We start from the raw sequence: 26,506 nt of genomic DNA on the forward strand, positions 1-26,506 counted from the left end.
GTCACGGCCATGCCCATCTCCACGTTTCGTCTACGGAAAGCGACGGACGCCGACATCGGCTTCCTCACTCACGTCCTACTGATCTCCAACCAGGAGCGCTACGGGAAGCATCCCGGGTGGGACGCCGACGACTTCTGTCGGGCAATGACCGACGACACGTCCGCTCAGATCGCCGGCAACGTCCCCGACAGCATGACCTATGTGATCACCCATGACGACGCCGATGTCGGACGACTGCGCCTGGTCACCACGACCGCCGTGATCGAGATCGCCGGCCTGCAGGTCCTGCCGAAGCACCAGAACCGAGGCCTTGGCACGGCCGTGATCAACTTCGTGCTCGAGCGCGCGGCCAGGTCCGGGATCCCGGTCGAACTCGAAGTCGAGTCGGACAATCCGGATGCCCGAAGACTCTACGAACGTCTCGGCTTCAGCGGCGTTGGAGAACCAGCCGGAGGCCGGCAGAAGATGGTGTGCCGGACCGACTCGGGAGCGACGCGGAATCGGGTCTAGAGACTCGAGACCCAGTTCGCCAGCAGTTTGGCTCCCGCTCCACCGGACTTCTCGGGATGGAACTGGGTCGCTGTCAGCGGTCCCTGCTCGATGCCGGCGATGAACCGATCGCCACCGTGTTCGGCCCAGGTGACCAGGGCATCACCGAAGTCACGTACGGAGCCCTGCTCGCGGACACCGTAGGAGTGCACGAAGTAGAACCGCTCGTCCTCCACGCCGTCGAAGAGCACACTGCCTGCGGGCGCCGTGATCGTATTCCAACCCATGTGCGGAAGCCGCTCGGCGTGCAACTCCTCGACGACTCCCGGCCATCTGCCGCAACCCTCGACGCGATTCCCGTGCTCGACGCCTTCGGCGAAGAGGATCTGTGCTCCGACGCAGATTCCGATCACCGGCTTGTCTGCCTCGAGCCGCTCGGCGATGATCATGTCGCCGCCGATCGACAACAGCCCGTCCATGCACGCGGCAAATGCACCGACTCCCGGGACGACCAGGCCGTCGGCGGCGAGCGCGGCGTCCCGATCGACGCTGACCATCACCTGTGCACCGGTACGTGCCACCGCACGTTCGGCGGACCGGATGTTGCCCAGCCCGTAGTCGAGCACGACGACCGACTTGTTCGAGCTCTCAGCTGACACCGCCATCACAAGGCGCCCTTGGTGCTCGGAATCCCGATCACTCGCGGATCCAGCGCCACCGCGTCACGCAGTGCCTGAGCGACAGCTTTGAACTGGGCCTCGACGATGTGATGCGGGTCGCGGCCGGCCAGGACCCGTACGTGCAGGCAGATCCCGGCGTGGAAAGCCAGGCTCTCCAGCACGTGCCGGGTCAGGGACCCGGTGTACGGAACGCCCGCCGTGCCACCGCCGATCTGGACGTATTCCTGTCCCGCGGGCTCTCCGCTGTGGACGCAATAGGGTCGCCCGGAGATGTCGACGACCGCTTGGGCCAATGCCTCGTCGAGAGGAACCAGGGCATCACCGAAGCGGCGGATCCCGCTCTTGTCACCGAGAGCCTGTCGGATCGCCTGTCCGAGGGTGATCGCGGTGTCCTCGACGCTGTGGTGGGCGTCGATCCAGACGTCTCCCTTGGTCTGCACTTCAAGATCGAAAAGTCCGTGCCGGGCCAGTGCGGTCAGCATGTGGTCGTAGAATCCGACCCCGGTGTTGATCACCGAATCGCCGGAGCCGTCGAGGTTGATCACCACCGAGACGCTCGACTCCGAGGTGGTCCGCTCCAGTCGCGCGATCCGTTCCGGGGTCAGCCCGTTCGCTTGATCACTCATCGCCCGCCCTCTCAGCCGTCGGAAGCACCTCGGTCAGCGCATCCCGGAACGCAGCGTTCTCCGCCGGAGTGCCGACCGACACCCGCAGCCAGCCCTGCGGTCCGGTCTCACGGATCAGCACGCCCCGGTCCAGTAGTTGCTGCCAGACCTGGTGCCGATCGGCGAACCTGCCGAACAGGATGAAATTCGCGTCCGACTCGGCCGCATCCAGGCCCGTCGTCTGCAACCATCGCTCCAACTCATCGCGCTCACCCCGCAGCACGTCGACCTGCCGCAGCATCTCCGGCGCGTGCGCAAGGGCCACCCGCGCAACGGCCTGGGTGACCGCTGACAGGTGATAGGGCAGCCGTACGATCCGCAGCGCGTCAACGAAAGCCGGCGCCGCCGCCAGGTAACCCAACCGGCCACCGGCGAAGGCGAACGCCTTGCTCATCGTCCGGCTCACCGCCAGCCGCGGATACTTCGGCAACAGCTCCAAGGCGCTCCGGGTACCTGGACGAGCAAACTCCGCGTACGCCTCATCGATCACGACAACCCCCGGCGCCGCATCACAGAGCGCCTCCAGTTGATCAAGCTCGGCCCGGGTGCCGGTCGGATTGTTCGGGCTCGCGACCAAGACCACGTCCGGACGGATCTCGGCGATCGAGCGCAGCGCGAGATCAACATCGAGGCTGAAGTCCGGCCGGCGCGGCACCGTCAGCCATTCGGTGTGGGTGTTGCGTGCGTACTCGGGATACATCGAGTAGGACGGCGCGAATGTCAGGGCGCTGCGTCCCGGACCGCCGAAAGCACCCAGGACGTGGGTCATCACCTCGTTGCTGCCGTTGGCAGCCCAGACGTTCGCTGTGGTCAGTCCGTGGCCGAGGTAGCGGGCTAGATCATCCCGCAGCGCCATCGCGTCGCGTTCCGGGTAACGGTTCATGCTCGCGGCAGCGTCGGTGATCGCACGGCCGATGTCGGCGATCACCGCGGCACTCGGCGGATACGGATTCTCGTTGACGTTGAGCAGCACTGGTACGTCGAGCTGCGGTGCCCCGTACGGCTCCTCGCCCTTCAACTCCGGGCGCAGCGGCAGATCGGTCAGCTTCGGATCGGCGGTGCCGCTCATCCGCGACCCTCCTGACGGACCGAGATCGCGCGGCCGTGGGCCGGTAGATCCTCGGCCTCTGCGAACGTGACGACCCCGTCGGCGATCTCGGCAAGCGCCTGTTGGTCGTAGTCGATCACGTGAACGGCCTTCAGGTAGCTCTTGACATTCAGGCCCGACGAGTGACAGGCACAACCCGCAGTGGGCAGCACGTGCGTGCTGCCGGCCGAATAGTCGCCCAGGGACACCGGCGACCAGGAGCCGAGGAAGATCGCGCCGGCATTGGTGATCTTGGTCGACACGGCGGCCGCGTCCCGGGTCTGGATCTCCAGGTGCTCCGCCGCGTACGCATCTGCGACGGCGATTCCGGCGTCAAGATCATCGACCAGCACGGCTCCGGACTGCTGTCCGGTCAGCGACGCGTGGATCCGTTCGGCGTGCTTGGCCGGCAGGACCTGCCTCTCCAGTTCGTCCTCGACCGCAGCGACCAATTCCGGCGAGTCGGTGATCAACACCGAGGCGGCGTCCGGCGCGTGCTCGGACTGGGAGATCAGATCGGCGGCGACGTAGGCTGGGACCGCGGTGTCGTCGGCCAGGACGGCGATCTCGGTCGGACCGGCCTCCGAGTCGATGCCGACCAAGCCCTTGACCAGGCGCTTGGCGGCGACGGTGTAGATGTTGCCCGGTCCGGTGATCATGTCCACCCGGGGACACAGCCCGGGCACGCCGTAGGCGAACATCGGAACGGCCTGCGATCCACCGACGGCGTACACCTCCTCGACACCGAGCAACGCGCACAGCGCGAGGATGCTCGGGTGCGGCAGGCCACCGAACTCGGCCTGTGGGGTCGAGGCCAGCGCGAGCGATGCCACCCCGGCGACCTGGGCCGGGACGACATTCATGATCACCGTCGACGCCAGCGGCGCCACGCCGCCGGGTACGTACAGTCCGACCCGGTTGACCGGAATCATCCGCTGGCTGACCCGGGCGCCGGTCGCGACGTCCACATCGACCTGACGCTCGCCGAGCTCGGCCTCGCTGACCTTGCGGCGGCGTTCGATCGAGACCTCGAAGGCTTGCCGCAACTGGGGATCAAGATCGGCCAGAGCCTGGGTCAGCGCTTCGGCCGGGACCCGGAAGGATTCCGGCACCACATGATCGAACTGCTCGGCATATTTGGTGAGCGCATGGATGCCGTGCTGCGCGATGTCCTCACAGATCGGTCGAACCGCCTCGACGGCGGCATCGACATCGAACGCGGCGCGCGGCAGCGCGGCCCGGAGTGCCTCCGGGTCCGCCGGCACGCCTGAGGCGCGAAGATCGATACGTCGTAGCACGGTCGAAGTCTACGAGGGGCCCACTCCCCGCCCGCAATCGATATCCTGGCTGACCGTGGCTTCCTCGAAGCGATCCTCCTCGAAGCGATCCGCACCCGAATCCGCGGGCACTCCGGCCACCGTCGCACTCTCGGCGGCCGGCATCGCCTACACCGTGCATCCCTACGAGCACCAGGACGACGCCACGCACTACGGCGACGAGGCTGCCGAGGAGCTGGGCGTGGACCGGCGTCAGATCTTCAAGACCCTCGTCGCCGACGTCGGTGGCCGGCTCACTGTCGCGGTGGTGCCGGTCGCCGATCAGCTCGATCTGAAAGCGCTGGCCCGGGCCTGCGGTGCGAAGAAGGCGCAGCTGGCAGATCCTCGGGCCGCCGAGCGCAGCAGTGGCTACGTGCTCGGCGGGATCTCACCGATCGGGCAGCGTACGAAGCTGCCGACCGTGATCGACAGCAGCAGCTCCGACTTCGCCACCATCTTCGTCAGCGCCGGACGGCGGGGCCTGCAGGTCGAGCTCTCGGCCGCCGACCTGGTCGCCACCACCGGCGCCGTGGTCGCGCCGATCGCTGGTTGAGTGCCCGTCCCGCTGGGCATGATGGAGTCATGACGCCCGCCGCGGAGCAGTCCCAGACCGTCTCGGTCAGCGGCCGCCTGCTCAAGATCAGCAACCTGGACAAGGTGCTGTATCCGCAGACCGGGACCACCAAGGGCGAGGTCATCGCCTATTACTCGGCCATCGCCCCGTACATGGTGCCGCACCTTTCCGGCCGGCCGGTGACCCGCAAGCGCTGGGTGCACGGTGTGGGCACCGAGTCCGACCCGGGGTCGGTTTTCTTCCAGAAGAACCTGCCACCGGCCGGGGTGCCGGACTGGGTGCCGCGCCGCCAGATCGAGCACCGCGGCGGCACCAACGACTACCCCGTTGTCGAGGAGCCGGCCACGCTGGTCTGGCTCGCCCAGCTGGCCGCACTGGAGATCCACGTGCCGCAGTGGCGTTTCGACAGCGACGGCACCCCGCTGAATCCGGACCGGCTGGTTCTCGATCTTGATCCCGGGCCGGGCGTGGGGCTGCCGGAATGCTCCCAGGTCGCGCTCTGGGCGCGGGAGATCCTGGAGGACATCGGGCTTGAGCTGTTCCCCGTCACCAGCGGTAGCAAGGGCATTCACCTGTACGCCCATCTCGACGGCAGCTACACCTCGGCCGACGCGTCCAAGATCGCCAAAGAGCTCGCCGAGACATTGCAGCGAGAACATCCCGACCTGGTGGTCGCCGAGATGGCCAAGGCGCAGCGCACCGGCAAGGTGTTCATCGACTGGAGCCAGAACAATGGCAACAAGACGACCATCTCGCCGTACTCCTTGCGGGGTCGGATGCGTCCGATGGTCGCCGTGCCGCGCACCTGGGACGAACTCGACGAGGATCTCGAGCATCTCGACCTCGACCAGGCGCTCCGGCGGGTCGAGGACTTCGGCGATCTGCTATGGCCGCTCGCACCGGGCGGCCCGTCCAGCCCCGCGGCCCCCGATCGACTCAGCAGATACCGCAGCATGCGCGATCCCCAGAAGACTCCGGAGCCGGTGCCGACCACCCCTCCCACCCCACGCAGCGACGGAGCGCCGACTTTCGTGATCCAGGAGCATCACGCCCGTCGGCTGCATTACGACTTTCGACTCGAACACGACGGAGTGCTGGTCAGCTGGGCGGTGCCCAAGGGCGTACCAGTCGACACCAGGACCAATCACCTGGCCGTCCAGACCGAAGATCATCCGATCGAGTACGGCTCGTTCTCTGGGGTCATCCCGCATGCCGAGTACGGCGGCGGCGAAGTGATCATCTTCGACTCCGGGACGTACGAACTGGAGAAGTGGCGCGACGGCCGCGAGGTGATCGCGATCTTGAACGGCACCAAACCCGGCGGTGTCGGCTCCGGATGCAAGATCGCGCTGATCCATACCGGTGGTCGCGGCGGCCAGCCGGAGAACCACTGGCTGATGCACCTGATGGCCGGCAGTCCCGCCGAGCCGAAACCGGCAACCGACGAGGAGTTGCGGGCGCTGCACGAGCAGGCTGAACGCGACGAGTCGATGGTCTGGCATTCAGATCGTAAGGATGATCAGATTGCGCAGGAACCTGACTTTCCGCCGGAGATCAAGCCGATGCTGGCCAGCACGACGGACAGCATCGACTTCACCGATCCCGCCGAGTGGGCGTACGAGATGAAGTGGGACGGAGTACGCGCGATCTGTTACCTGGCCGCCGGCCGTGCCAAGATCATGAGCCGCCGGGGCCTGGACGTCACGGCAAACTATCCGGAGATCGCCGACGCCCTACCCGGGATCGATGTGCAGGACGCGATCCTGGATGGCGAGATCGTCGCCCTGGATGAGAACGGCCGGCCGAGTTTCTCCCGACTGCAGAACCGCATCAATCTCAGCAGCCCGGCCGATGTGGCCCGCGCCCGCCGCCAGACCGCGGTCCAGCTCGTCGTCTTCGATGTCCCGTATCTGAACGGGAAATCACTGGTGAAGCACAGCTACGACGACCGTCGGGCCGAGCTGGAGAAGTTGATCACCGGCGGCAGGATCCAGCTGCCGCCCAGCTTCGAGGGTGACCTCGAAGCGGCCGAGATCGCCAGCAAAAGCCTCGGCATGGAAGGGCTGGTCGCCAAGCGCCGCGGTTCCACCTACCAACCGGGCAGCCGGGCCCGCACCTGGATCAAGATCAAGAACTTCCGCACCCAGGAGGTGGTCATCGGCGCCTGGCGTCCGGGCAACGGGCGCCGCGCCACCACCGTCGGATCGGTCCTGGTGGGCATTCCGATCGACGGTGATCATCATCGGCTCCGCTACATCGGCCGGGTCGGCAGCGGCTTCTCCGACGCCGAACTGGAACGCATCACCGAACTCTTCGCCAGCATGGAGCAGCCCGAGCCGACCCTGGTAGACGTCCCCCGGCTGGATGCCCGGGACGCCCATTGGATCGAGCCCGAGCTGGTCGGCGAGGTCACTTATGCCGAGTGGACCGATGACGGCCGGATGCGGTTCCCGGTCTGGCGCGGTTTCCGGCCCGACAAGTCGCCCGAAGATGTCGTGGTCGAGGACTGATCATGGCTCAGATGAGAACGAACTGAGCCGGGCGGCCGCAAGGGGTCACAACGCCACCGCGTACCGGCAGACTGCGACCGTGACGGCTGAACATGATCGACTCGCACGCGTAGTCGCACCGACCGGCGGCGCCCCGGACGAGGGCTGGCGGCTCTGGGGTCCGTATCTGGCCGGACGCCAATGGGGAACGGTCCGTGAGGACTATTCGGCCGACGGCGACGCCTGGGACAACTTCGACTTCGACCAGGCCCAGCACCGGGCGTACCGCTGGGGCGAGGACGGCATCGGCGGGATCTGCGACCGGTACGGCTTCCTCAACCTCGCCGTCGCCCTCTGGAACGGCAACGACGACCGGCTCAAGGAGCGGTACTTCGGCCTGAGCAACGGCCAGGGCAATCACGGCGAGGACGCCAAGGAGTACTGGTGGCATCTGGACGCCACCCCGACGCATTCGTATGCCGAGCTGCTCTATCGCTATCCCCAGCAGGCGTTCCCGTACGCCGACCTGCGCGCCGAGAACGACCGCCGCGGCTACGGCGACGAGGAGTACGAGCTCGCCGACACCGGAATCCTCGCCGATGACCGGTTCTTCGACGTCCTGGTCACCCACGCGAAAGCCTCCCCGACCGACATCGTGATCGAGATCTCGGCGACCAACCACGGCCCCGATCCGGCCAGGCTGGACCTGGTCCCGCAGATCTGGTTCCGCAACACCTGGAGCTGGGGCGACCCGCGCAAGCCGTCGATCACCGGTACTGGTTCGGCGACCGACGGGCTGACACTGAGCCACGGCTTCCTCGGCGACTACCGGCTGACCTGGCAGGCCGACACCGAACCCGAGGTGCTGCGCTGCGACAACGAGACCAACACCGTCGCCGCCTTCGGCAGCGACCTGCACCAGGCCACCTACCCGAAGGATGCGGTCGAGCGGGCGATCGTGTACGGCGACCGGTCCGGGCTCGCTCCGGATGACATACCGGTCACGAAGGCCGCGCTGCGCTGGTCGTTCCCGGAGATCCAGCCGGGCGCGACTGTGACCGTACGGGTGCGGCTGACTGCCCAAGAGCCAGCACCGGGCCGACACGCCGCGAATATTGAGGACTATGTGACCCCTCGGCGGGTTGCGGAGGTGCGGAAGGCGGAGGCGGACGAGTTCTACGACGCCGTGATCGGAGCCGAAGCCACTGCCGAGGACCGGGCGACCGCCCGCCGGGCGTTCGCCGGGCTGCTGTGGTGCAAGCAACTCTTCCGCTACGACGTCCGTCGCTGGCTGGACGGTGATCCGGGACAGCCGACACCGCCGCCCCAGCGGCTGCAACGCCAGCCGCTGGGCCGCAACACCGACTGGACCCACCTCTATCTCGCCGACATCATCTCGATGCCGGACGAGTGGGAATATCCCTGGTTCGCCTCCTGGGACCTCGCCTTCCACTGCGTCGCCCTCGCCCACATCGACCCGGGGTTCGCCAAGGACCAGTTGACGCTGATCTGCCGGGAATGGGCGATGCACCCCAACGGCCAGCTGCCGGCCTACGAGTGGAACTTCTCCGACGTCAACCCGCCCGTCCACGCCTGGGCGGCCTGGCAGGTCTATCAGCTCGACGGCGCCAGGGACCGGGAGTTCCTGACCCACATCGCCGCCAAGCTGCTGCTCAACTTCGGCTGGTGGGTCAACCGCAAGGACACCGACGACAGCTACCTCTTCGAGGGCGGCTTCCTCGGCATGGACAACATCGGCCTCTTCGACCGGTCCGACCCGCTGCCCGACGGGCATCATCTCGAGCAGAGTGACGCCACCAGCTGGATGGCGTTCTTCTGCCTGGGCATGCTGGCGATCTCCTGGGAGCTGGCCCGCACCGACCGCGGCTGGGACGGGATCGCCAGCAAATTCCTCGAGCACTTCCTGTTGATCAGCGAGGCGATGACCAGTGCCGGCAACGCCGCCGTCGAGCTCTGGAACGAGTCGGACGGCTTCTACTACGACGCGGTCGTCTTCCCCGACGGCACCAGCCGGCAGATCCCCGTCCGGACCATGGTCGGTCTGCTCCCCCTGGTCGCCGTCGCGGTGCAGCCGGACTGGGTCGAGGACACCCTGCCGGACTTCACCGAACGCCTCGGCTGGCTGGCACGGCATCGTCCGCAGTTGACCGACGCCGTCCTGCACGTCCATGATCAGACGACCCTCGCGCTGCTGGACCAGGACCGGCTGCAGAAGCTGCTCACCCGCCTGCTGGACGAACAGGAATTCCTGTCCCCGCACGGGATCCGTGCTGTTTCGACGGTCTATCGGACACCGGTAACGATGGAGGTCGAGGGCGTCTCCCGGACCCTCGCCTACACCCCGGCCGAGTCGGACTCGGGACTGTTCGGCGGCAACTCCAACTGGCGCGGCCCGGTTTGGTTCCCGGTCAATGTGCTGATCACCGATGCGCTGCGGTCCCACGCCCTCCGTGATCTTGACGACGTCGGCTTCCCCACCGGATCGGGCTCCGTACGCGATCTGGCCGCGGTCGCCGACGCCATCGACGACCGCCTGATCAGCCTCTTCCGGATCGGGCCCGACGGCCGCCGGCCCAGCGATCCGCGGCATGTGCCGACCGGGCCGCTGTGGCAGGCCCATCCGACCTTCAGCGAATACTTCCACGGCGACGAGGGACGCGGCCTGGGCGCCTCGCACCAGACCGGCTGGACGGCCGTCGTCGCCCACCTGATCTGTCAGCAGGCACAACGAACCACCCAACAGAAGGAGATCGGCAAATGAGCCAGGACGTGAGCCGCGCGCTCGACGGCAAAGTGATGATCGTGACCGGAGCCAATTCCGGAATCGGTGAGGGCATCGCCCGCGAAGCAGCGGCCCAGGGCGCCAAAGTGGTGATCGACTGGGTCAGCCATCCCGAGGCCACCGACAAGATCATCGCCGACATCACCGCCGACGGCGGCACCGCGACCGGCTTCCAGGCCAATGTCGGCAAAGTCGACGAGATCGCCAAGCTGATCGATTTCGCCGTCAGCACCTACGGACGGCTGGACGTCATGGTCAACAACGCCGGCGTGGAGATCGGGCAGACCAGTGCCGATCTGACCGAGGACCGGTACGACTTCCTGATGAGCATCAACCTCAAGGGGGCCGTGTTCGGCACCAAGATCGCCTCCGACCAGATGCGCAAACAGGGTGGCGGCGGAGTGATCATCAACACCACCTCGGTGCACGAGGACTGGCCGATGCCGTCCGACCTGGCCTACTGCGTGTCCAAGGGCGGGATCCGGATGCTGACCCGGACCGCCGGCGTCGAATTGGGCCCGTACGGCATCCGGGTGGTCGGCATCGGACCCGGCGCGATCGACACCCCGATCAACGCCGACGACACCCCGGAGCAGACCGCCGCACTGCGCAACGCAATCCCGCTCGGCTACATCGGCAAGCCGTCCGAGATGGGCAAGGTCGCCTGCTTCGTCGCCTCGGACGCCGCCTCCTACATCACCGCGACGACGATCTTCGCCGACGGCGGCCTGATGCAGAAGCCGGGTGCCGTCTAGCGATCCGGCGGACTCTGCAAGGGTGCTGTCATGACAGAACCAGTGCGGTTGGGAATCGTCGGCACCGGCAGCATCTCCCTGCGAGGGCTGCTGCCGCATCTGACTATGGCCGATGTCCAGGACCGGGTCCGGGTGGTGGCGCTCTGCGACCCCGTCCTGGACAGGGCTCAGGCGGCCGCGGCCAAATTCGGGGTCCCGGCCGCCCATCCCGACCTGGCGAGCATGCTCGATGCCGGGGGCCTGGACGCGGTGAGCATCGCCACGCCGATCGGACTGCACTACGAACAAGCGGTGACCGCGGTGGAGGCCGGGCTGCACGTCCATCTCAACAAGACCATGACGACCACCGTTGCCGAGGCGAACGACCTGATCGCCCGCGCGCGGGATCGCGGCGTGAAGCTGGTCGCCTCGCCGGGCGAACTGATCAATCCGCGGCTGCAGCGGATCAAGGAGCTGGTGGGCTCCGGTGCGCTGGGCCGGCCCACCTGGGCGGTCACCGGTGCGACCTTCGGGCGTTACCACGAGGAGGAGGCGAGCGCCCGGCTCGGGGACGACCCGCTGACCAACGTCAACCCCGCCTGGTACTTCCGCAAGCCGGGCGGCGGACCGCTGTACGACATGACCGTCTACGGACTGCACGCGCTGACGGCCGTCGTCGGTCCGGCCCGGCGCGTCACGGCCCTGTCCGGTGTCCGGATCAGCGAACGCGAGTTCCGGGGCGAGCGGCTGCCCACCGACATGGATGACCAGACCATGATCATCGTCGACTTCGGGGATGCGTTCTTCGCCCACGTCTACGGTGTCGCCGCGGGCAGTCTGCCGGATCTCGGCCGCCCGCTGATCTTCGGTACCGAGGGGACGATCAACGGCGCAACGCTGAACGGTGAGGTCATCGACTATCCCGGCCGCGACGTCGCCGAAACCTACGGCTACACATACGCCCTGCCGCATGTGGTCGGGGATCATCGCGGCATGGAGGAGGCCCATGTCTTCGAGGACGTGATGCAACTGGTGGACTGGATCACCGACGACACCCCGACGGTCGCCACCGCCGAGCACGCACGCCACGTGATCGACATCTTCGAGTCCGCCTATCGCTCGGCCGCGACCGGGCAGGTGCAGGAGCTGACCACGACCTTCTAGGCTCGGGCGTCGGGCCGGACGGACGCGGGCTGACCCTTGTCCGGCTACGGCCGGTGGCGATAGCGTCCTGAGCCATGACCCCAGCGCTGAAGTCCATCACGGTCTACCGGTCGCTGATCGGTCTTGGTGTCGGCCTGGCCACTATGTCCACGTTGGTCGCCGTGCCGGTCGCGCACGCGTCCCCGGCCGACCCCGGGCTCAAGTCCAAGATCAAAACGGTGATGGCTGACCCGCGGGTGACCAGGGCCCGTTCGGGCGCCATCGTGCTGGACGCATCCGACGGGCGGAAGCTCTACGTCCGCAAGGCCACCCGGTCGGTCACCCCCGCGTCGAACAACAAGATCCTCACCGCTGTGACGGCCCTGCACGTCCTGGGGCCGAAGTACCGGTTCAAGACCCAGGTCATCCGGCGCGGCCGGGTCAGCGGCCACACGCTGGAGGGCAACCTGTACCTCAAGGGCTACGGCGATCCGACCCTGCGCCAGTCCGATCTCGCGGCCCTGGCCAAGAAGGTCCGCGCCGCCGGCATTAGCACGGTCACCGGTAAGCTCGCGGTCGATGCGTCTTTCTTCGACAGCCACCACTACAACTCCGGCTGGGACAAGTCCTATGCCGGCGACTACTACGCTGCGCCGGTCTACGGCCTGACGCTGGCTCCCGACGCCGACTACAACGCCGGAACAGTCCAGATCAACTACGCCCCGGGCAGCGCGGCCGGCAAGCCGGCCAGGATCAGCTTCACTCCGGCGGCCGCCAAGTCCTACCTCAAGGTGTCCACGAAGGTGACAACGGCCAAGCGCGGCGCGGCCACCACCTTCTCCGCGTCGCGCAGCTACGGGAGCGCCACCATCAAGCTCCGCGGCAAGGTCGCCCGGGGCCGGTCGACGGGGCACGCGCTGGTCACAGTCAGCCGGCCGGACCTGCTGGCGGCCGCCGTGTTCCGCTCCGAGCTGGCCAAGGCCGGAGTCGCCGTGCGCGGCGGCACCAGATCGATCACGGCCCCGGCCCGCAGCCGCACGGTGATTGCCCAGGACGCCTCGATGACGTTGTCCAAACTGCTGGTGCCGTTCCTCAAGCTGTCCAACAACAGTCACGCCGAGGCTCTGACCAAGGCGATGGGAGCGCGCAAGGGCCGGCGCGGCAACTGGACGGATGGGCTGTCCTACACCAAGGCGTACCTGAGGCACCTCGGCGTCCGGTCGAAGGTGATCCGGCTGAAGGACGGCTCCGGGCTGTCCCGGTCGGACAAGCTGATCCCGCGGGCGGTCGCGAAGGTGCTCTACCGCGTCCAGCGCGCGTCCTGGTTCCCGGCGTTCTATGCAGCCCTGCCGGTCGCCGGCAATCCGAAACGGATGGTCGGCGGTTCGCTCAGCGACCGGATGCGAGGAACCGCAGCCGCCGACAACGCCCGGGCCAAGACCGGAAGCCTCACCGGCGTGACCGCGCTCAGTGGCTACGTCCGCGGCCGGGATGGGCGGCGGTACGTCTTCTCCATGATCAGCAACTATTCCGGCGCCTCACCGCGGCCGGTCGAGGACAAGCTCGTACGAACGCTGGCCGACCGGAGACGCTGAGTACCTACAACGGCTGGGAGCGGTCAGCCCGCGACCTGGATCACCGGCTCGTGCCGAACCGGGAAGTTGACCGAGTTGGCGATGAAGCACATCGCGTGCGCGGCATCGTGGGCCTGCAGGGCGGCGGTCGGATCCGAGTCTGCTGCGATCGTCACCACTGGGCGCAGGGTGACCTCGACGAAGTGTCCGCCGCCGTCGGGCGTGGTGATCATGGTGCCGCTCGCCTGGTCGGCGTAGTCGACGATGACAACGCCGGCCATCACGCACGCGTGCAGGTACGACAGTAGATGGCATTGGCTGAGCGCTGCCAGCAGCAGCTCCTCGGGATTGAGCCGGCCGGCATCGCCCCGGAAGGTGGGATCGGCGGAGCTGAGCAGGACCTGATCGGGTTTGCTCGCCAGCCGGATCTCATGGTCGCGCGAGTAGTCCCGGTAGCCGGAGGTGCCGGTGCCGAGATTGCCGGTCCAGGTCGTGGTCAGCGCGTAGCGATGCTCCCGGCCGGTCACGACCCGGCTCCGTCGGCCGGCCCACCCGAAGCGGCCTCCTGTGATCCCGGACCGGTCGGACCAGTCAGATCGATCGGATCTGTCGGACCATTCGGATCGGTCCGGCGGCGCCCCCTCCGCGGCAGCGAGCTCTCCTCCGGATCCCGGCCCAGCGAGGCGCGCAGCAGCACCGGGATCAGCGCTCCGAACGTCCAGACCAGCAATGCCACCGGCGTCCGCACGGTCAGTGTGATCGGCACGAAGTCGCCCGGCCGGGCGGCTGCCAGTCGCGGGTCGAAGTCACCCGGTCCGAGCTTGTAACCGACCCACCAGCAGACCAGCGCAGCACAGATCGGACCGACGATGGCCACGATCACCACCGGCCAGCCGAGGCGGCCGAACCATTTCCACGCGATGATCCCGAGCCCGATGCTGACGAAGAAACCGATGGCCGCGAACGACGCGTCTCCGGAGATGAATCCGGCCAGGCCCCGCTCGGTGGTTGTGGCTGTGCCGTTCTGGGCGACGGTGTAGCCCGGCAGATCGGTGATCCGCTCCCACAACACCCCGGCACCGATCCCGATCAGCACACACAACAGCAGGTAGCCGACCAGCCAGCCGGCGGCCAGGCCGACCGGCAGGTCACCCAGCCCGGCGACTCCGGTGTGCTGGCTGGGCTCGGAAGTGCCGGTCCCGGTGCTCGTCACGCCAGCTCATCCTGCCAGACAGGACGGTCCGAGTTCGGCCTTGAGATCGGCCATCAGCGGCTGCGACGAGGTGACCCGGAACTGGCTGCCCACTCGCATGGTGGTGATCTTGTCCGGCGCCTTCAGCTTCAGCTGCACCTCGGTCATGCCCGGGTGGGACTTGAGGATCTGGGCGAGCTTGTCGATCGTCGCCGGGGTGCATCGGGTCACCGGCAGCGAGATCACCACCGGCCCGGTCGGGCCCTCGGAGATGTCCGGCAGCGTCAGCTCCTGCCCGACCAGGGCGATCGACTCGTCGTCGTCGCGGACCCGACCCTTGACGCGGACAACGGTGTCCTCGGCGATCACCGTCGAGACCAGGTCGTACGCCTTGGGGAACAGCAGCACTTCCACCGAGGCCTCGAGGTCCTCCACCGTGAGCACGGCCCACAGATCGCCTCGTTTGGTGGTCTTGCGGGTGATGCTGGTGATCATCCCGGCGACGGTGACCATGCTGTCGCGCGGACCGTCCTCGCCGATCAGGCTGCTGATGCTGAGATCGCGTTCCCGCTCCAGCACGTGCTCAAGGCCCTGCAGCGGATGATCACTCACATATAGGCCGAGCATCTCCCGCTCGAAGGCGAGCTTGGTGCGCTTGTCCCAGTCCTCGAGCTCCGGTACGGCTCCGGACAGCGGGGAGGACTCGACACCAAGATCGCCGAACAGGTCGGACTGGCCGTGCGCCTCGTTCCGCTTCAGGTCGATGACGCCGTCGACGGCCGCTTCGTAGACGCTCATCAGCGCCCGCCGGGTGTGGCCCATCGAGTCGAAGGCGCCGGCCTTGATCAGCGATTCGATCACCCGCTTGTTGCAGGCCACCAGCGGGATCTGATCAAGGAACCCGTGGAAGTCGCGGGCCTTGCCGTGCTCCTGGCGGGCAGCCACGATGCCGTCGACGACATTGCCGCCAACATTGCGGATCGCGGTGAGGCCGAAGCGGATGTCGGACCCGACAGGCGTGAAGCGGGCCTGCGACTCGTTGACATCCGGCGGCAGCACCTTGATCTTCATCCGCCGGCACTCGCCGAGGTAGATGGCAATCTTGTCCTTGTCGTCCTTGACCGACTCCAGCACAGCGGCCATGTACTCAGCTGGATAGTGCGTCTTGAGGTAGGCGGTCCAGTAGGACACCAGTCCGTACGCCGCGGCGTGCGCTTTGCCGAAACCGTAGTCGGCGAAGGGCATCAGCGCATCCCAGACCGCCTTGACCGCGGCGTCGGAGAAGCCACGCTCCTTCATGCCGGACTGGAAGCCCTCGTACTCGGCATCCAGCACGGCCTTCTTCTTCTTGCCCATCGCGCGGCGCAGCATGTCCGCGCGTCCCAGCGAGTAGCCGGCAAGCCGCCGGGCGACCTCGATCACGTCCTCCTGGTAGACGATCAGACCGTAGTTGTCCTCGATGACCGGCTTCAGCGCCTCGATGACCTCGTCGTGCGGATAGACGATCGGCTGGTCGCCGCGGCGCCGCATGGCGTAGTTGACGTGGGAGTTGATCCCCATCGGGCCCGGCCGGTACAGGGCGATCGTCGCCATGATGTCGGTGATCCGCTTGGGCTGCATCATCTTCAGCAGCGACCGGGCGCCGCCGCCGTCCAGCTGGAAGACGCCCAGGGTCTCGCCGCTGCTCAGCAGTTCGTAGGTCTCGGCGTCGTCCGGCTCGCGACCGAGCGCGTCGAGATCGATCTCGATCCCCCGGTTGAGCTTCACGTTCTCCACCGCGTCGCCCAGGATGGTCAGGTTCCGCAGGCCCAGGAAGTCCATCTTGACCAGGCCGAGCGGCTCGAGGGCGTACGCGTAGTCGAACTGGGTGATGATCGCGCCGTCCTGCTCGCGCTTCATCAGCGGGACGATGTCGATCAGCGGGTCGCTGGACATGATCACGCCGGCGGCGTGTACGCCCGGCTGGCGGACCAGCCCCTCGATGCCCATCGCCGAGTCGACGACCTTCTTGGCATCCGGGTCGGACTCGTACAGCGCCCGGAATTCGCCGCCCTCGGAATACCGGTCGTGGTTCTTGTCGAAGATCTTGGGCAGCGGGATGTCCTTGCCCATCACGGGCGGCGGCATCACCTTGGTCAGCTTGTCGCCCATCGCGTACGGGTAGCCGAGCACCCGGCTCGCGTCCTTGACTGCCTGTTTGGCCTTGATCCGGCCATAGGTGACGATCTGGGCGACGCGTTCGCTGCCGTATTTCTCCGTGACGTATTTGATCACCTCGCCCCGGCGACGCTCGTCGAAGTCGACGTCGAAGTCCGGTAGCGACTCCCGCTCCGGATTGAGGAACCGCTCGAAGGTCAGCTTGTACTGCAGGGGATCGAGGTCGGTGATCCGCATCGCGTATGCACACAGCGAGCCTGCGCCCGATCCCCGGACACCGGTCCGAATGCCCCGGTCTTTGGCCCACTGCATGAAGTCGGCGACCACCAGGTAGTAGCCCGGGAAGCCCTTGCCGATGATCACCTCGGACTCGTAGTCCGCGCGCTGTCGCACCTCCGGCGTGATGCCGTCCGGGTAGCGGAGCTTCAGTCCCTCCTCGACCTCGCGCAGATACCAGCTGGTCTCGTCGTGACCCTCCGGCACCGGGAAGCGGGGCATGTAGCGGCCCTCGCCATGCACGAAATCGACATTGCAGCGCTCGGCGATCTCCAGCGTGTTGTTGCAGGCCTCGGGCAGCTCGCGGAACAGCTCACGCATCTCGGCCGGCGACTTGAGGTAGTAGCCTCCGCCGTCCAGCTTGAACCGGTTGGTGTCGGCCATCGTCGACCCGGACTGCACACACAGCAGCAGTTCGTGTGCCTCGGCGTCCTCGGCGTGGGCGTAGTGCAGGTCGTTGGTCGCGACCAGCGGCAGCTGCAGGTCCTTGGCGATCCGCAGCAGGTCCTCGCGGACCCGCTTCTCGATGGACAGCCCGTGGTCCATCAGCTCGACGTAGTAGTTTCCGGCGCCGAAGATGTCGCGGAACTCGGCGGCGCTGGCGCGAGCCTCTTCGTACTTGCCGAGGCGCAGATAGGTCTGCACCTCACCGGACGGGCAGCCGGTGCTCGCGATCAGGCCCTTGGCGTACTCGTTGAGCAGCTCACGGTCCGCCCGCGGCTTGTAGAAGTAACCCTCGGTCGAGGACCGGGTGCCCAACCGGAAGAGGTTGTGCATGCCCTCGGTCGTCTCCGACCACAGCGTCATGTGCGTGTACGCCCCGCCGCCCGACACGTCGTCGGAGCCGCCGTCGCCCCAGCGCACCCGCTTCCGCTCGCTGCGGTGGGTCTTGGGAGTGACGTAGGCCTCCAGGCCGATGATCGGCTTGACACCGGCCTTCTGCGCAGCCATGTAGAACTCGTGGGCGCCGAACAGGAAGCCGTGGTCGGTCAGTCCGATGGCGGGCATCTGCTGTTGCTGGCATCCGTCCATCAGATCGGTGATCCGCGCTGCGCCGTCGAGCATCGAGTACTCCGAGTGCACGTGCAGATGGACGAAGGAATTCCCACCAGAAGCCGCTGACATGGGAACTGCACAACCTCCAAAGGTCCGAACGAAGATCCATCAGCTGCAGGCCGGGGAAGGACAGCTAGGAAGCCAAGATTAGCCACCCGGTCCGACAGTGTTCCGACCGACACGGGTGGTGGCCGAAGTGCTCAACGGTTCGCGAGTTCGGACAGTGAGGCGACGGTCCGGGCGTTGCGGGTGGTGATCGGTTGCCCAACGGCCTTGCCGAGCTGGACAGCCAGTTTGCTGCGCGCCAGTCCACCGGCAAAATCGACATACACCTCCCGGCCGGCGATCTGGAACCGCTCATCCGGCGACGCCAACGCCGCGATCCGCTGATCAGCTGCCTTCTCGATCGCAGTCGCGGCGAAGCCGACGGTCACTTGCTTGGGATCTCCCTGCGGAAAGGGATTCGTGGCGACCACGGCCGCCAACTCGGCTGCGGTGCGGATCGCGCAGTCCACGTCGAAGCCGTACCGCTGAGCGATGGCCTCGTCGAGCTCCGCCGCGATCGCGGTCGGCCTGCGATCCGAACTCAGGATCAGGTTTCCGCTGGCGATGTAGGTACTGACCTCGGTGTGCCCGAGCTCGGCCGCCAACGCCTTCAGCTCGGGCATCGGGATCCGCCGTTTGCCGAGGTTGATCCCGCGCAGCAGCACCACGTATCGCGTCACGCGTCCACCCTGCCACTCGGCACAGACAGTCCGCCGATCGGTCAGTTCCCCGCCGGCGTAGCGTTGGGCCCATGTCCACCGCGTATGCCTTCGCCGCACCCTCGGCGACCGAACCGCTGTCCACCATCACCATCGAGCGTCGCGAGGTCGGTCCCAAGGACGTCCTGATCGACGTCGCCTACTGCGGCATCTGCCACTCCGACATCCACACCGTCCGCGGCGAGTGGGGCCCGGTTCCCTACCCGCTGGCCCCGGGCCACGAGATCGTCGGGACCGTCGCCGCGGTCGGCTCCGAGGTCAGGAGGCACCAGGTCGGCGACCTGGTCGGCGTCGGCTGCATGGTCAACTCCTGCGGCGAGTGCGAGAACTGCCTGGCCGGTGAGGAACAGCACTGCCTGCAGGGCAACGTGGGGACGTACGGCTCCATCGACCGGGACGGCACCATCACCCAGGGTGGCTACAGCACCCAGGTGGTCGTGGTCGAGGACTTCGTCCTGAAGATCCCCGACGGCATCGACCCGGCCGCCGCTGCGCCGTTGCTGTGCGCCGGGATCACCACTTATTCGCCGTTGCGGCACTGGGGCGCCGGTCCGGGCAAGAAGGTCGCGGTCATCGGACTCGGCGGTCTCGGTCACATGGCGGTCAAGCTGGCTGCTGCGATGGGCGCCGAGGTGACCGTGCTGTCGCAGTCGCTGAAGAAGCAGGAGGACGGGCTGCGGCTCGGCGCCAAGGCGTACTACGCCACCAGCGACCCGGACACCTTCGAGACCCTCAAGCGCAGCTTCGACCTGATCATCAACACCGTCAGTGCTCCGTTGGACATCGACGCGTTCCTCGGTCTGCTGCGGCTCAACGGCGCGCTGGTCATCGTCGGCGCTCCGCCGCAGGCACTGCCCGTGCACGCCTTCGCCCTGATGGGCAGCCGGGCGTCCTTTGCCGGCTCCAACATCGGCGGTATCCGCGAGACCCAGGAGATGCTGGACTTCTGCGCCGAGCACGGCCTGGCTGCCGATATCGAGACGATCGGCGTCGACAAGGTCAACGAGGCGTACGAGCGAGTGCTTGCCTCCGACGTCCGCTACCGCTTCGTCATCGACGTTTCTACGCTCCGCTAGCCCGCCGTCGGACTGTGCCGCCCGCGAAACCAGTCAGTGCCCGATCGGCTGGGCTGTGGCGGCGACCGGAAGCGGCAGCTTGGTGACGCCGGAGAGGTACTTGTCGACGCTGGCCGCGCAGGCGCGACCCTCCGCGATCGCCCAGACGATCAGCGACTGGCCGCGGCCGGCGTCCCCGCAGACGAAGACACCGTCCCGGGCGGTCGAGTAGTCGGCATTGCGGACGGCCCGGGTCCGCGGATCGGTCGGTACGCCGAGCTGCTCCAGCAGCGCGGCCTCCGGCCCCTCGTAGCCCATCGCCAGCAGCACCAGGTCGGCGGGCAGGATCTGCTCGGTGCCCTCGATCGCGGTGTTCACGCCGTTCTCCCGGAACACCTCGATGATCTTGACGCCGGTGACGTTGCCGTCGTCGTCGCCGACCACCTCGATCGTGGAGGACTTGAAGATCCGCTCGCCGCCCTCCTCATTGGCCGGTGACGTGCGCAGGATGCGGGGATAGGTCGGCCACGGCTCATGGGCCGGCCGCATCACCGGGGGCTCGACGTTGTGCTCCAACTGCATGATCGACTTCGCGCCCTGGCGGATCGCGGTGCCCAGGCAGTCGTTGCCGGTGTCGCCGCCGCCGATGATCACGACGTTCTTACCGGTGGCCAGCACCTGGTCGGGAATCGACTCCCCGACCGCGACCCGGTTGGCCTGGGTCAGGTACTCCATCGCATGGTGGATCCCCGCCAGGTCGGCTCCCGGTACGCCCAGCTCGCGCGCGACGGTGGCACCGGTGGCTACGATCACGGCGTCGAACCGCTCCCGCAGTGCCTGGCCGCTGATATCGCGACCGACCTCGGTATTGGTCTTGAAGTGGGTGCCCTCTTCGCGCATCTGCTCCAGCCGGCGGTCCAGCACCGACTTCTCCATCTTGTACTCGGGAATCCCGTAGCGCAGCAGGCCGCCCGGCTTGTCGTCACGCTCGAGCACCGCGACGGTGTGCCCGGCCCGGGTCAACTGCTGGGCGGCGGCGAGCCCGGCCGGTCCGGAGCCGATCACCGCGACCGTGCTGCCGGTGTGCCATTCGGTGACCTGCGGCTGGACCCGGCCCTCGTCCCAGCCCTTGTCGATGATCGACACCTCGACGTTCTTGATCGTCACGGCATCGTCGGCGATCGCCACCACGCAGGCGTCCTCGCAGGGGGCCGGGCAGAGCCGCCCGGTGAACTCGGGGAAGTTGTTGGTCGCATGCAACCGCTCCAGCGCCGCCTCCCAGTCACCCCGCCAGACCAGGTCGTTCCACTCGGGGATCAGATTCCCCAGCGGGCAACCGGTGTGGCAGAACGGGATGCCGCAGTCCATACAACGACCGGCCTGGTCGGAGATGATCGGCAGCAGCGCCCGCCCCGGAGTGCCCGGGTAGACCTCTTTCCAGTCGTGCACCCGCTCCTCGACCGGCCGGCGCTTGGCCGACTGCCGAGGCGTCTTCATGAAACCTCTGGGATCAGCCATTCGCGGCCTCCATCATGCGTGCGGTGGTGGTTGCCTCGTCGAGACCTTCGGCCTGCGCCTGTTCCCGGGCAGCGACAACCCGGGCGTAGTCCCGGGGCAGCACCTTGGTGAACCGGACCGAGGCCATCCCCCAGTCCGCCAGCAGCCGCTCCGCGATCTGCGAACCGGTCTCCTCCTGGTGCCGGATGATCAGCGCCTTGAGCTCGTCCCGATCGGCGTCGGTGAGCTTGAGCGGGTCGACCATCTCCGTGTTCAGCCGGCTCTGATCGAGATCAAGCACGTACGCCACGCCGCCGGACATGCCGGCGGCGAAGTTGCGGCCGGTGCTGCCGAGCACGACCACGGTTCCACCGGTCATGTACTCGCAGCCATGGTCGCCGACGCCCTCGACGATCGCGGTGACGCCGGAGTTGCGGACGCAGAACCGCTCGCCGACCTGCCCGCGCAGGAATATCTCACCGGAGGTGGCGCCGTAGCCGATCACGTTGCCGGCGATGATCTGTTGCTCGGCGACGAAGACCGCTTCCCGGCTCGGGCGGACGACGATCCGGCCACCGGACAGGCCCTTGCCCAGGTAGTCGTTGCTGTCGCCCTCCAGGCGCAACGTGATCCCGGCCGGCACGAACGCTCCGAAGCTCTGGCCGGCCGACCCGGTCAGCGTCAGATCGATGGTGCCGTCCGGCAGACCCTTGCCCTGGGTCGCCTTGGTCACCTCGTGTCCGAGCAGTGTGCCCGCAGTCCGGTCGACATTGCGAATCGTCAGCTGGGCCCGGACCGGCTCGCCGCGTTCGATCGCATCGGCACAGATCCTGATCAGCTCCTGGTCCAGTTTCTCGGCCAGACCGTGGTCCTGGGTGGTGACGTTCTTCAGCGGCGCGCCCTCGGGCAGCTCCGGCCGATACAGGATCGGCGACAAGTCGAGACCTTGGGCCTTCCAGTGGTCGACCGCAGGCCGTACGTCCAGCGCTTCGACGTGGCCGATCGCCTCGTCCAGGCTGCGGAACCCCAGCTGGGCCAGATACTCCCGCACCTCGGCCGCGATGAACTCGAAGAAGTTGATCACGAACTCAGGCTTGCCGGTGAACTTGGCCCGCAGCACCGGGTTCTGGGTCGCGATCCCGACCGGGCAGGTGTCCAGGTGGCAGACCCGCATCATCACACAGCCCTCGACCACCAGCGGCGCGGTGGCGAAGCCGTACTCCTCGGCTCCGAGCAGAGCGGCGATCACCACATCACGACCGGTCTTCAGCTGGCCATCGACCTGGACGACGATCCGGTCCCGCAGACCGTTCAGCAGCAGGGTCTGCTGCGCCTCGGCCAAGCCCAGCTCCCAGGGACCACCGGCATGTTTCAGCGAGGTCAGCGGAGCAGCACCGGTGCCACCGTCGTGGCCGGAGATCAGCACCACATCGGCCTTGGCCTTGGAGACACCCGCGGCAACCGTCCCGACGCCGACCTCTCCGACCAGCTTGACGTGGATCCTGGCCTGCGGGTTGGCGCACTTCAGGTCGTGGATCAGCTGCTTGAGATCCTCGATCGAGTAGATGTCGTGGTGCGGTGGCGGCGAGATCAACCCGACCCCCGGGGTCGAGTGCCGGGTCCCGGCAACCCACGGGTAGATCTTGTTGCCGGGAAGTTGGCCGCCCTCACCGGGCTTGGCGCCCTGGGCCATCTTGATCTGGATGTCATCGGCCTGGGTGAGATAGGCCGACGTGACGCCGAACCGGCCGGACGCGACCTGCTTGATCGCACTGCGCCGCTCCGGGTCGTACAAGCGGTCGAGATCCTCGCCGCCCTCGCCGGTGTTGGACTTGCCGCCCAGCCGGTTCATGGCGATCGCGAGGGTCTCGTGGGCCTCCCGGGAGATCGAGCCGTAGCTCATCGCGCCGGTGGAGAACCGCTTGACGATCTCGCTGACCGGTTCGACCTCGTCGATGCTGATCGGCTCCCGGCCATGTCCTTGCGGGCCGGCGAATCTCAGCAGCCCGCGCAGCGTCATCAGGTGTTCGGCCTGGTCGTCGACCCGCTGGGTGTACTGCTTGAAGATGTCGTACCGACCGGAGCGGGTGGAGTGCTGCAGCCGGAAGACGGTCTCCGGATCGAAGAGGTGCGGCTCACCCTCCCGGCGCCACTGGTACTCGCCGCCGATGTCCAGGCTGCGGTGGGCCAGCGGGATCCCGTCGGACGGGTAGGCGCGCAGATGTCGGCTGCGGATCTCGTCGGCGATCTGCTCCAGGCCGATGCCGCCCAGCTTGCTGGTGGTGCCGGTGAAATAGCGGTCCACCAACTCCTGGGACAGTCCGAGCGCCTCGAAGATCTGGGCGCCGGTGTAGGAGGCGACGGTGGAGACACCGATCTTGCTCATCACCTTCAGGACGCCCTTGCCGAGCGCCTTGATCACGTTCTGTACCGCCTTCTGCGGCGGGGTGTCGAGGTAAACCCCGCGCAGCGCCAGGTCCTCGACCGTCTCGATCGCCAGATACGGGTTGACCGCTGCGGCGCCGTACCCGATCAGCAGCGCGACGTGATGCACCTCGCGGACGTCGGCGGCCTCGACGATCAGCCCGACCTGGGTCCGGGTCTTCTCCCGGACCAGGTGGTGGTGGATCGCGGCGGTCAACAGCAGCGACGGGATCGGCGCCAGCTCGGCGTTGGAGTGCCGGTCGGACAGGATGATCGTCCGGGCGCCGTTGGCGATCGCCTCGGACACCTCGGTCATCAGCTGGTCGAGTTTGGCCTGCAGTGCCGCCGCGCCGCCGTGCACGTTGTACAGGCCGCGTACGACATGGGTGGCGTAACCGGGCAGGTCGCCGTGCCGGTTGATGTGGTTGATCTTGGACAGCGAATCGTTGTCCAGGACCGGGAAGTCCAGCACCAGCCGACGGCAGGACGCGGGGCCGGGCGCGAGCAGGTTCTGCTCCGGTCCGATGGTGTTGTGCAGCGAGGTGACGAGCTCTTCGCGGATCGCGTCCAGCGGCGGGTTGGTGACCTGGGCGAACAGTTGGGAGAAGTAGTCGAAGATCATCCGCGGCCGGTCGCTGAGCGCCGCCACCGGAGTGTCGGTGCCCATCGACCCGATCGGCTCGGTGCCGCTGGCCGCCATCGGCGCCAGGATGATCCGCAGCTCCTCCTCGGTGTAGCCGAAGACCTGCTGCCGGCGGGTCACCGAGGCGTGGGTGTGGATGGTGTGCTCGCGGTCAGGCAGGTCGGACAGCTTCAGCCGACCGGCCAGCAGCCATTCGCCGTACGGCTCCGCGGACGCCAGGCCCTGCTTGATCTCGTCGTCACCGATGATCCGGTGTTGTTCGAGGTCGGCCAGGAACATCCGCCCTGGCTGCAGCCGGCCCTTGCTGATGATCTTCTCGGCCGGAATGTCCAGCACGCCGGCCTCGGACGCCAGCACCACCAGGTCGTCGTCGGTGACCCAGTAGCGCCCGGGCCGCAGGCCGTTGCGGTCCAGCACCGCGCCGACCTGGTTGCCGTCGGTGAAGACCACCGCGGCCGGCCCGTCCCAGGCCTCCATGAGGCAGGCGTGGAACTCGTAGAACTCCCGCAGCTTGCGACCCATCTGGGGATTGTTCTCCCAGGCCTCGGGAATCAGCATCTGGATCGCGTGCGGCAGCGACCGGCCGGCCAGGTGCAGCAACTCGACGACCTCGTCGAAGGACGCCGAGTCGGAGTAGGTCGGCGTACAGATCGGGAACAGCCGCTCCAGATCACCCGGGATGACCTCGGAGGACAGCAGCGCCTCACGGGCCCGCATCCAGTTCCGGTTGCCCTTGACGGTGTTGATCTCGCCGTTGTGCGCGATCATCCGATACGGGTGGGCCAGCTCCCAGGCCGGGAACGTGTTGGTCGAGAACCGGCTGTGCACCACCGCCAGCGCGCTGGCCAGTCGCTCGTCGTGCAGTTCGGGGAAGATCTGCTCCAGCTGAGCCGGGGTCAGCATGCCCTTGTAGACGAGCGTGCGGCTCGACAACGACGGGAAGTAGACCCCGAGCTCGTGCTCGGACCGGCGGCGCAGGCAGAAGGCCAGCCGCTCCAGATCCAGGCCCTGGACTCCGGGCGCGACGGCCGTCACCATCAGCTGCTCGAACCGCGGCATCACATTGAGCGAGATCGGGCTCAGCCCGGAGGGGTCGATCGGCAGCTCGCGCCAGCCGAGCACCCGCAGGCCCTCCTCGACGGCGATCTCCTCGATCGCCGTACGCGCCGTGTCCGCCTCTTCGGCATCGGAAGGCAGGAAGGCAGTACCGACGGCGTACTCACCCAGCGGCGGAAGCTCGATTCCGGCGACAGCACGCAGGAAGGCATCGGGCACCTGGATCAGGATCCCGGCCCCGTCGCCCGCCGCCTCGTCGGCACCGGTCGCGCCGCGATGGTCGAGATTGCGCAATGCCTCGAGGCCCTGCTCGACGATGGCATGAGCGGGTACCCCGGTCAGGGTGGCGACGAAGGCGACGCCACAGGCGTCGCGCTCCAAGTCAGGGTCGTACAGACCCTGACGTCCGGGCAGGCCGGAAGGTGCGGCAACCCGACGTCCAGGAGTGGACGGTGCTGCGGTCCCAGCGGTCATGGTTCTCCCGTCGGTGCTCGGCTCGGGTCACGTGCGGACCAGCGGCAAAGCGGGTTCGGAGGCGTCGGCGGGAAATCCGCCGTTGCGCCTGTTCGAGATAGCGGCGCACGGCGTCGTTGAACGTGCGCGGTCGGTCGGCCTTGAAGTTGTCGGGCTCGTGCCGGGTGAGGCTCGAGACTCCCCCGTTGTCGATGGGTGTCGATCCTGTTGACTGCAGTCGGGCCGGGGCGGGTCCGCGATGTGAGCGCGGCAGCCTCGATCCGACCGGAGTCTACTGCCGGACACCCACAGGACCAGAATTCGTTACCGGACCCATTGCGTTAGGTGAATAGCGGCCATGGTCCCATTACGATTGATT

18 protein-coding genes are annotated in these 26,506 nt (G+C 67.4%); 8 read left to right on the forward strand and 10 right to left on the reverse strand.

Going from position 1 to position 26,506, the window contains the following annotated elements; translation table 11 throughout:
• Positions 1 to 9 precede the first annotated feature (9 nt).
• Positions 10 to 510, forward strand: a complete 501-nt coding sequence (locus IEY07_RS05675) for a GNAT family N-acetyltransferase (protein WP_188894189.1) — start codon at positions 10 to 12, stop codon at positions 508 to 510.
• Here IEY07_RS05675 and hisH read toward each other — a convergent pair.
• The 4 genes from hisH to hisD are packed head-to-tail and all read right to left on the reverse strand — an operon-like array spanning position 507 to position 4,219.
• The gene (gene hisH, locus IEY07_RS05680) at positions 507 to 1,154 is read right to left on the reverse strand and encodes an imidazole glycerol phosphate synthase subunit HisH (RefSeq protein WP_188894190.1); all 648 of its coding nucleotides are present in this window, start codon (positions 1,152 to 1,154) and stop codon (positions 507 to 509) included. The two genes, IEY07_RS05675 and hisH, sit on opposite strands and share 4 nt — an antisense overlap.
• Entirely contained in the window at positions 1,154 to 1,795 is a 642-nt protein-coding gene (hisB, locus tag IEY07_RS05685) for an imidazoleglycerol-phosphate dehydratase HisB (protein ID WP_188894191.1), read from the reverse strand. Before hisB ends, hisH begins: the two co-directional genes overlap by 1 nt.
• Positions 1,788 to 2,903, reverse strand: a complete 1,116-nt coding sequence (locus tag IEY07_RS05690; protein ID WP_188894192.1) for a histidinol-phosphate transaminase — start codon at positions 2,901 to 2,903, stop codon at positions 1,788 to 1,790. Before IEY07_RS05690 ends, hisB begins: the two co-directional genes overlap by 8 nt.
• Positions 2,900 to 4,219: a histidinol dehydrogenase gene (gene hisD / locus IEY07_RS05695; protein ID WP_188894193.1), complete on the reverse strand. Its 1,320-nt coding sequence runs from the start codon at positions 4,217 to 4,219 to the stop codon at positions 2,900 to 2,902. The genes IEY07_RS05690 and hisD overlap by 4 nt, the downstream gene beginning before the upstream one ends.
• Before the next feature lie 55 nt (positions 4,220 to 4,274).
• Here hisD and ybaK point away from each other — a divergent pair, with 55 nt between their 5' ends.
• From ybaK to dacB, 6 genes are all read left to right on the forward strand, one after another.
• Positions 4,275 to 4,790 carry a Cys-tRNA(Pro) deacylase gene (gene ybaK / locus IEY07_RS05700; protein WP_188894194.1) on the forward strand — a complete coding sequence of 172 codons (516 nt, stop codon included), beginning with the start codon at positions 4,275 to 4,277 and terminating at the stop codon, positions 4,788 to 4,790.
• Positions 4,791 to 4,819: 29 nt separating this feature from the next.
• Positions 4,820 to 7,321 carry an ATP-dependent DNA ligase gene (locus IEY07_RS05705; RefSeq protein WP_188894195.1) on the forward strand — a complete coding sequence of 834 codons (2,502 nt, stop codon included), beginning with the start codon at positions 4,820 to 4,822 and terminating at the stop codon, positions 7,319 to 7,321.
• Between the two features lie 79 nt (positions 7,322 to 7,400).
• Entirely contained in the window at positions 7,401 to 10,082 is a 2,682-nt protein-coding gene (locus tag IEY07_RS05710) for an MGH1-like glycoside hydrolase domain-containing protein (RefSeq protein WP_188894196.1), read from the forward strand.
• The gene (locus IEY07_RS05715; protein WP_188894197.1) at positions 10,079 to 10,858 is read left to right on the forward strand and encodes an SDR family oxidoreductase; all 780 of its coding nucleotides are present in this window, start codon (positions 10,079 to 10,081) and stop codon (positions 10,856 to 10,858) included. Before IEY07_RS05710 ends, IEY07_RS05715 begins: the two co-directional genes overlap by 4 nt.
• Positions 10,859 to 10,888: 30 nt before the next feature.
• Positions 10,889 to 12,001, forward strand: a complete 1,113-nt coding sequence (locus IEY07_RS05720) for a Gfo/Idh/MocA family protein (protein WP_188894198.1) — start codon at positions 10,889 to 10,891, stop codon at positions 11,999 to 12,001.
• A 74-nt stretch (positions 12,002 to 12,075) separates the two neighbouring features.
• Entirely contained in the window at positions 12,076 to 13,575 is a 1,500-nt protein-coding gene (gene dacB / locus IEY07_RS05725; protein WP_188894199.1) for a D-alanyl-D-alanine carboxypeptidase/D-alanyl-D-alanine endopeptidase, read from the forward strand.
• A gap of 23 nt (positions 13,576 to 13,598) precedes the next feature.
• Here the strand turns inward: dacB and IEY07_RS05730 are convergent, their stop codons facing one another.
• The 4 genes from IEY07_RS05730 to IEY07_RS05745 form a co-directional block, all read right to left on the reverse strand.
• On the reverse strand, positions 13,599 to 14,081 hold the full coding sequence (locus IEY07_RS05730; protein ID WP_188894200.1) for an OsmC family protein: 483 nt from the start codon (positions 14,079 to 14,081) through the stop codon (positions 13,599 to 13,601).
• Entirely contained in the window at positions 14,078 to 14,767 is a 690-nt protein-coding gene (locus IEY07_RS05735) for a hypothetical protein (protein WP_188894201.1), read from the reverse strand. Before IEY07_RS05735 ends, IEY07_RS05730 begins: the two co-directional genes overlap by 4 nt.
• 6 nt (positions 14,768 to 14,773) lie before the next feature.
• Positions 14,774 to 18,304 carry a DNA polymerase III subunit alpha gene (gene dnaE / locus IEY07_RS05740; protein WP_188894202.1) on the reverse strand — a complete coding sequence of 1,177 codons (3,531 nt, stop codon included), beginning with the start codon at positions 18,302 to 18,304 and terminating at the stop codon, positions 14,774 to 14,776.
• A 131-nt stretch (positions 18,305 to 18,435) separates the two neighbouring features.
• Entirely contained in the window at positions 18,436 to 18,960 is a 525-nt protein-coding gene (locus IEY07_RS05745) for a DUF1697 domain-containing protein (RefSeq protein WP_188894203.1), read from the reverse strand.
• A 71-nt stretch (positions 18,961 to 19,031) separates the two neighbouring features.
• On the opposite strand from IEY07_RS05745, the gene IEY07_RS05750 reads away from it, so the two are divergent.
• Positions 19,032 to 20,075 (forward strand): NAD(P)-dependent alcohol dehydrogenase, encoded by a 1,044-nt coding sequence (locus IEY07_RS05750; protein ID WP_188894204.1) that lies wholly within the window; start codon positions 19,032 to 19,034, stop codon positions 20,073 to 20,075.
• A gap of 33 nt (positions 20,076 to 20,108) precedes the next feature.
• Here the strand turns inward: IEY07_RS05750 and IEY07_RS05755 are convergent, their stop codons facing one another.
• Both IEY07_RS05755 and gltB read right to left on the reverse strand, forming a co-directional pair.
• Positions 20,109 to 21,572 (reverse strand): glutamate synthase subunit beta, encoded by a 1,464-nt coding sequence (locus IEY07_RS05755; RefSeq protein WP_188894205.1) that lies wholly within the window; start codon positions 21,570 to 21,572, stop codon positions 20,109 to 20,111.
• On the reverse strand, positions 21,565 to 26,148 hold the full coding sequence (gltB, locus tag IEY07_RS05760) for a glutamate synthase large subunit (protein ID WP_188894206.1): 4,584 nt from the start codon (positions 26,146 to 26,148) through the stop codon (positions 21,565 to 21,567). The genes IEY07_RS05755 and gltB overlap by 8 nt, the downstream gene beginning before the upstream one ends.
• Between the last annotated feature and the right edge of the window lie 358 nt (positions 26,149 to 26,506).

Origin of the sequence: Microlunatus endophyticus, from assembly GCF_014646195.1 — a bacterium.
GTDB lineage: Bacteria > Actinomycetota > Actinomycetes > Propionibacteriales > Propionibacteriaceae > Microlunatus > Microlunatus endophyticus.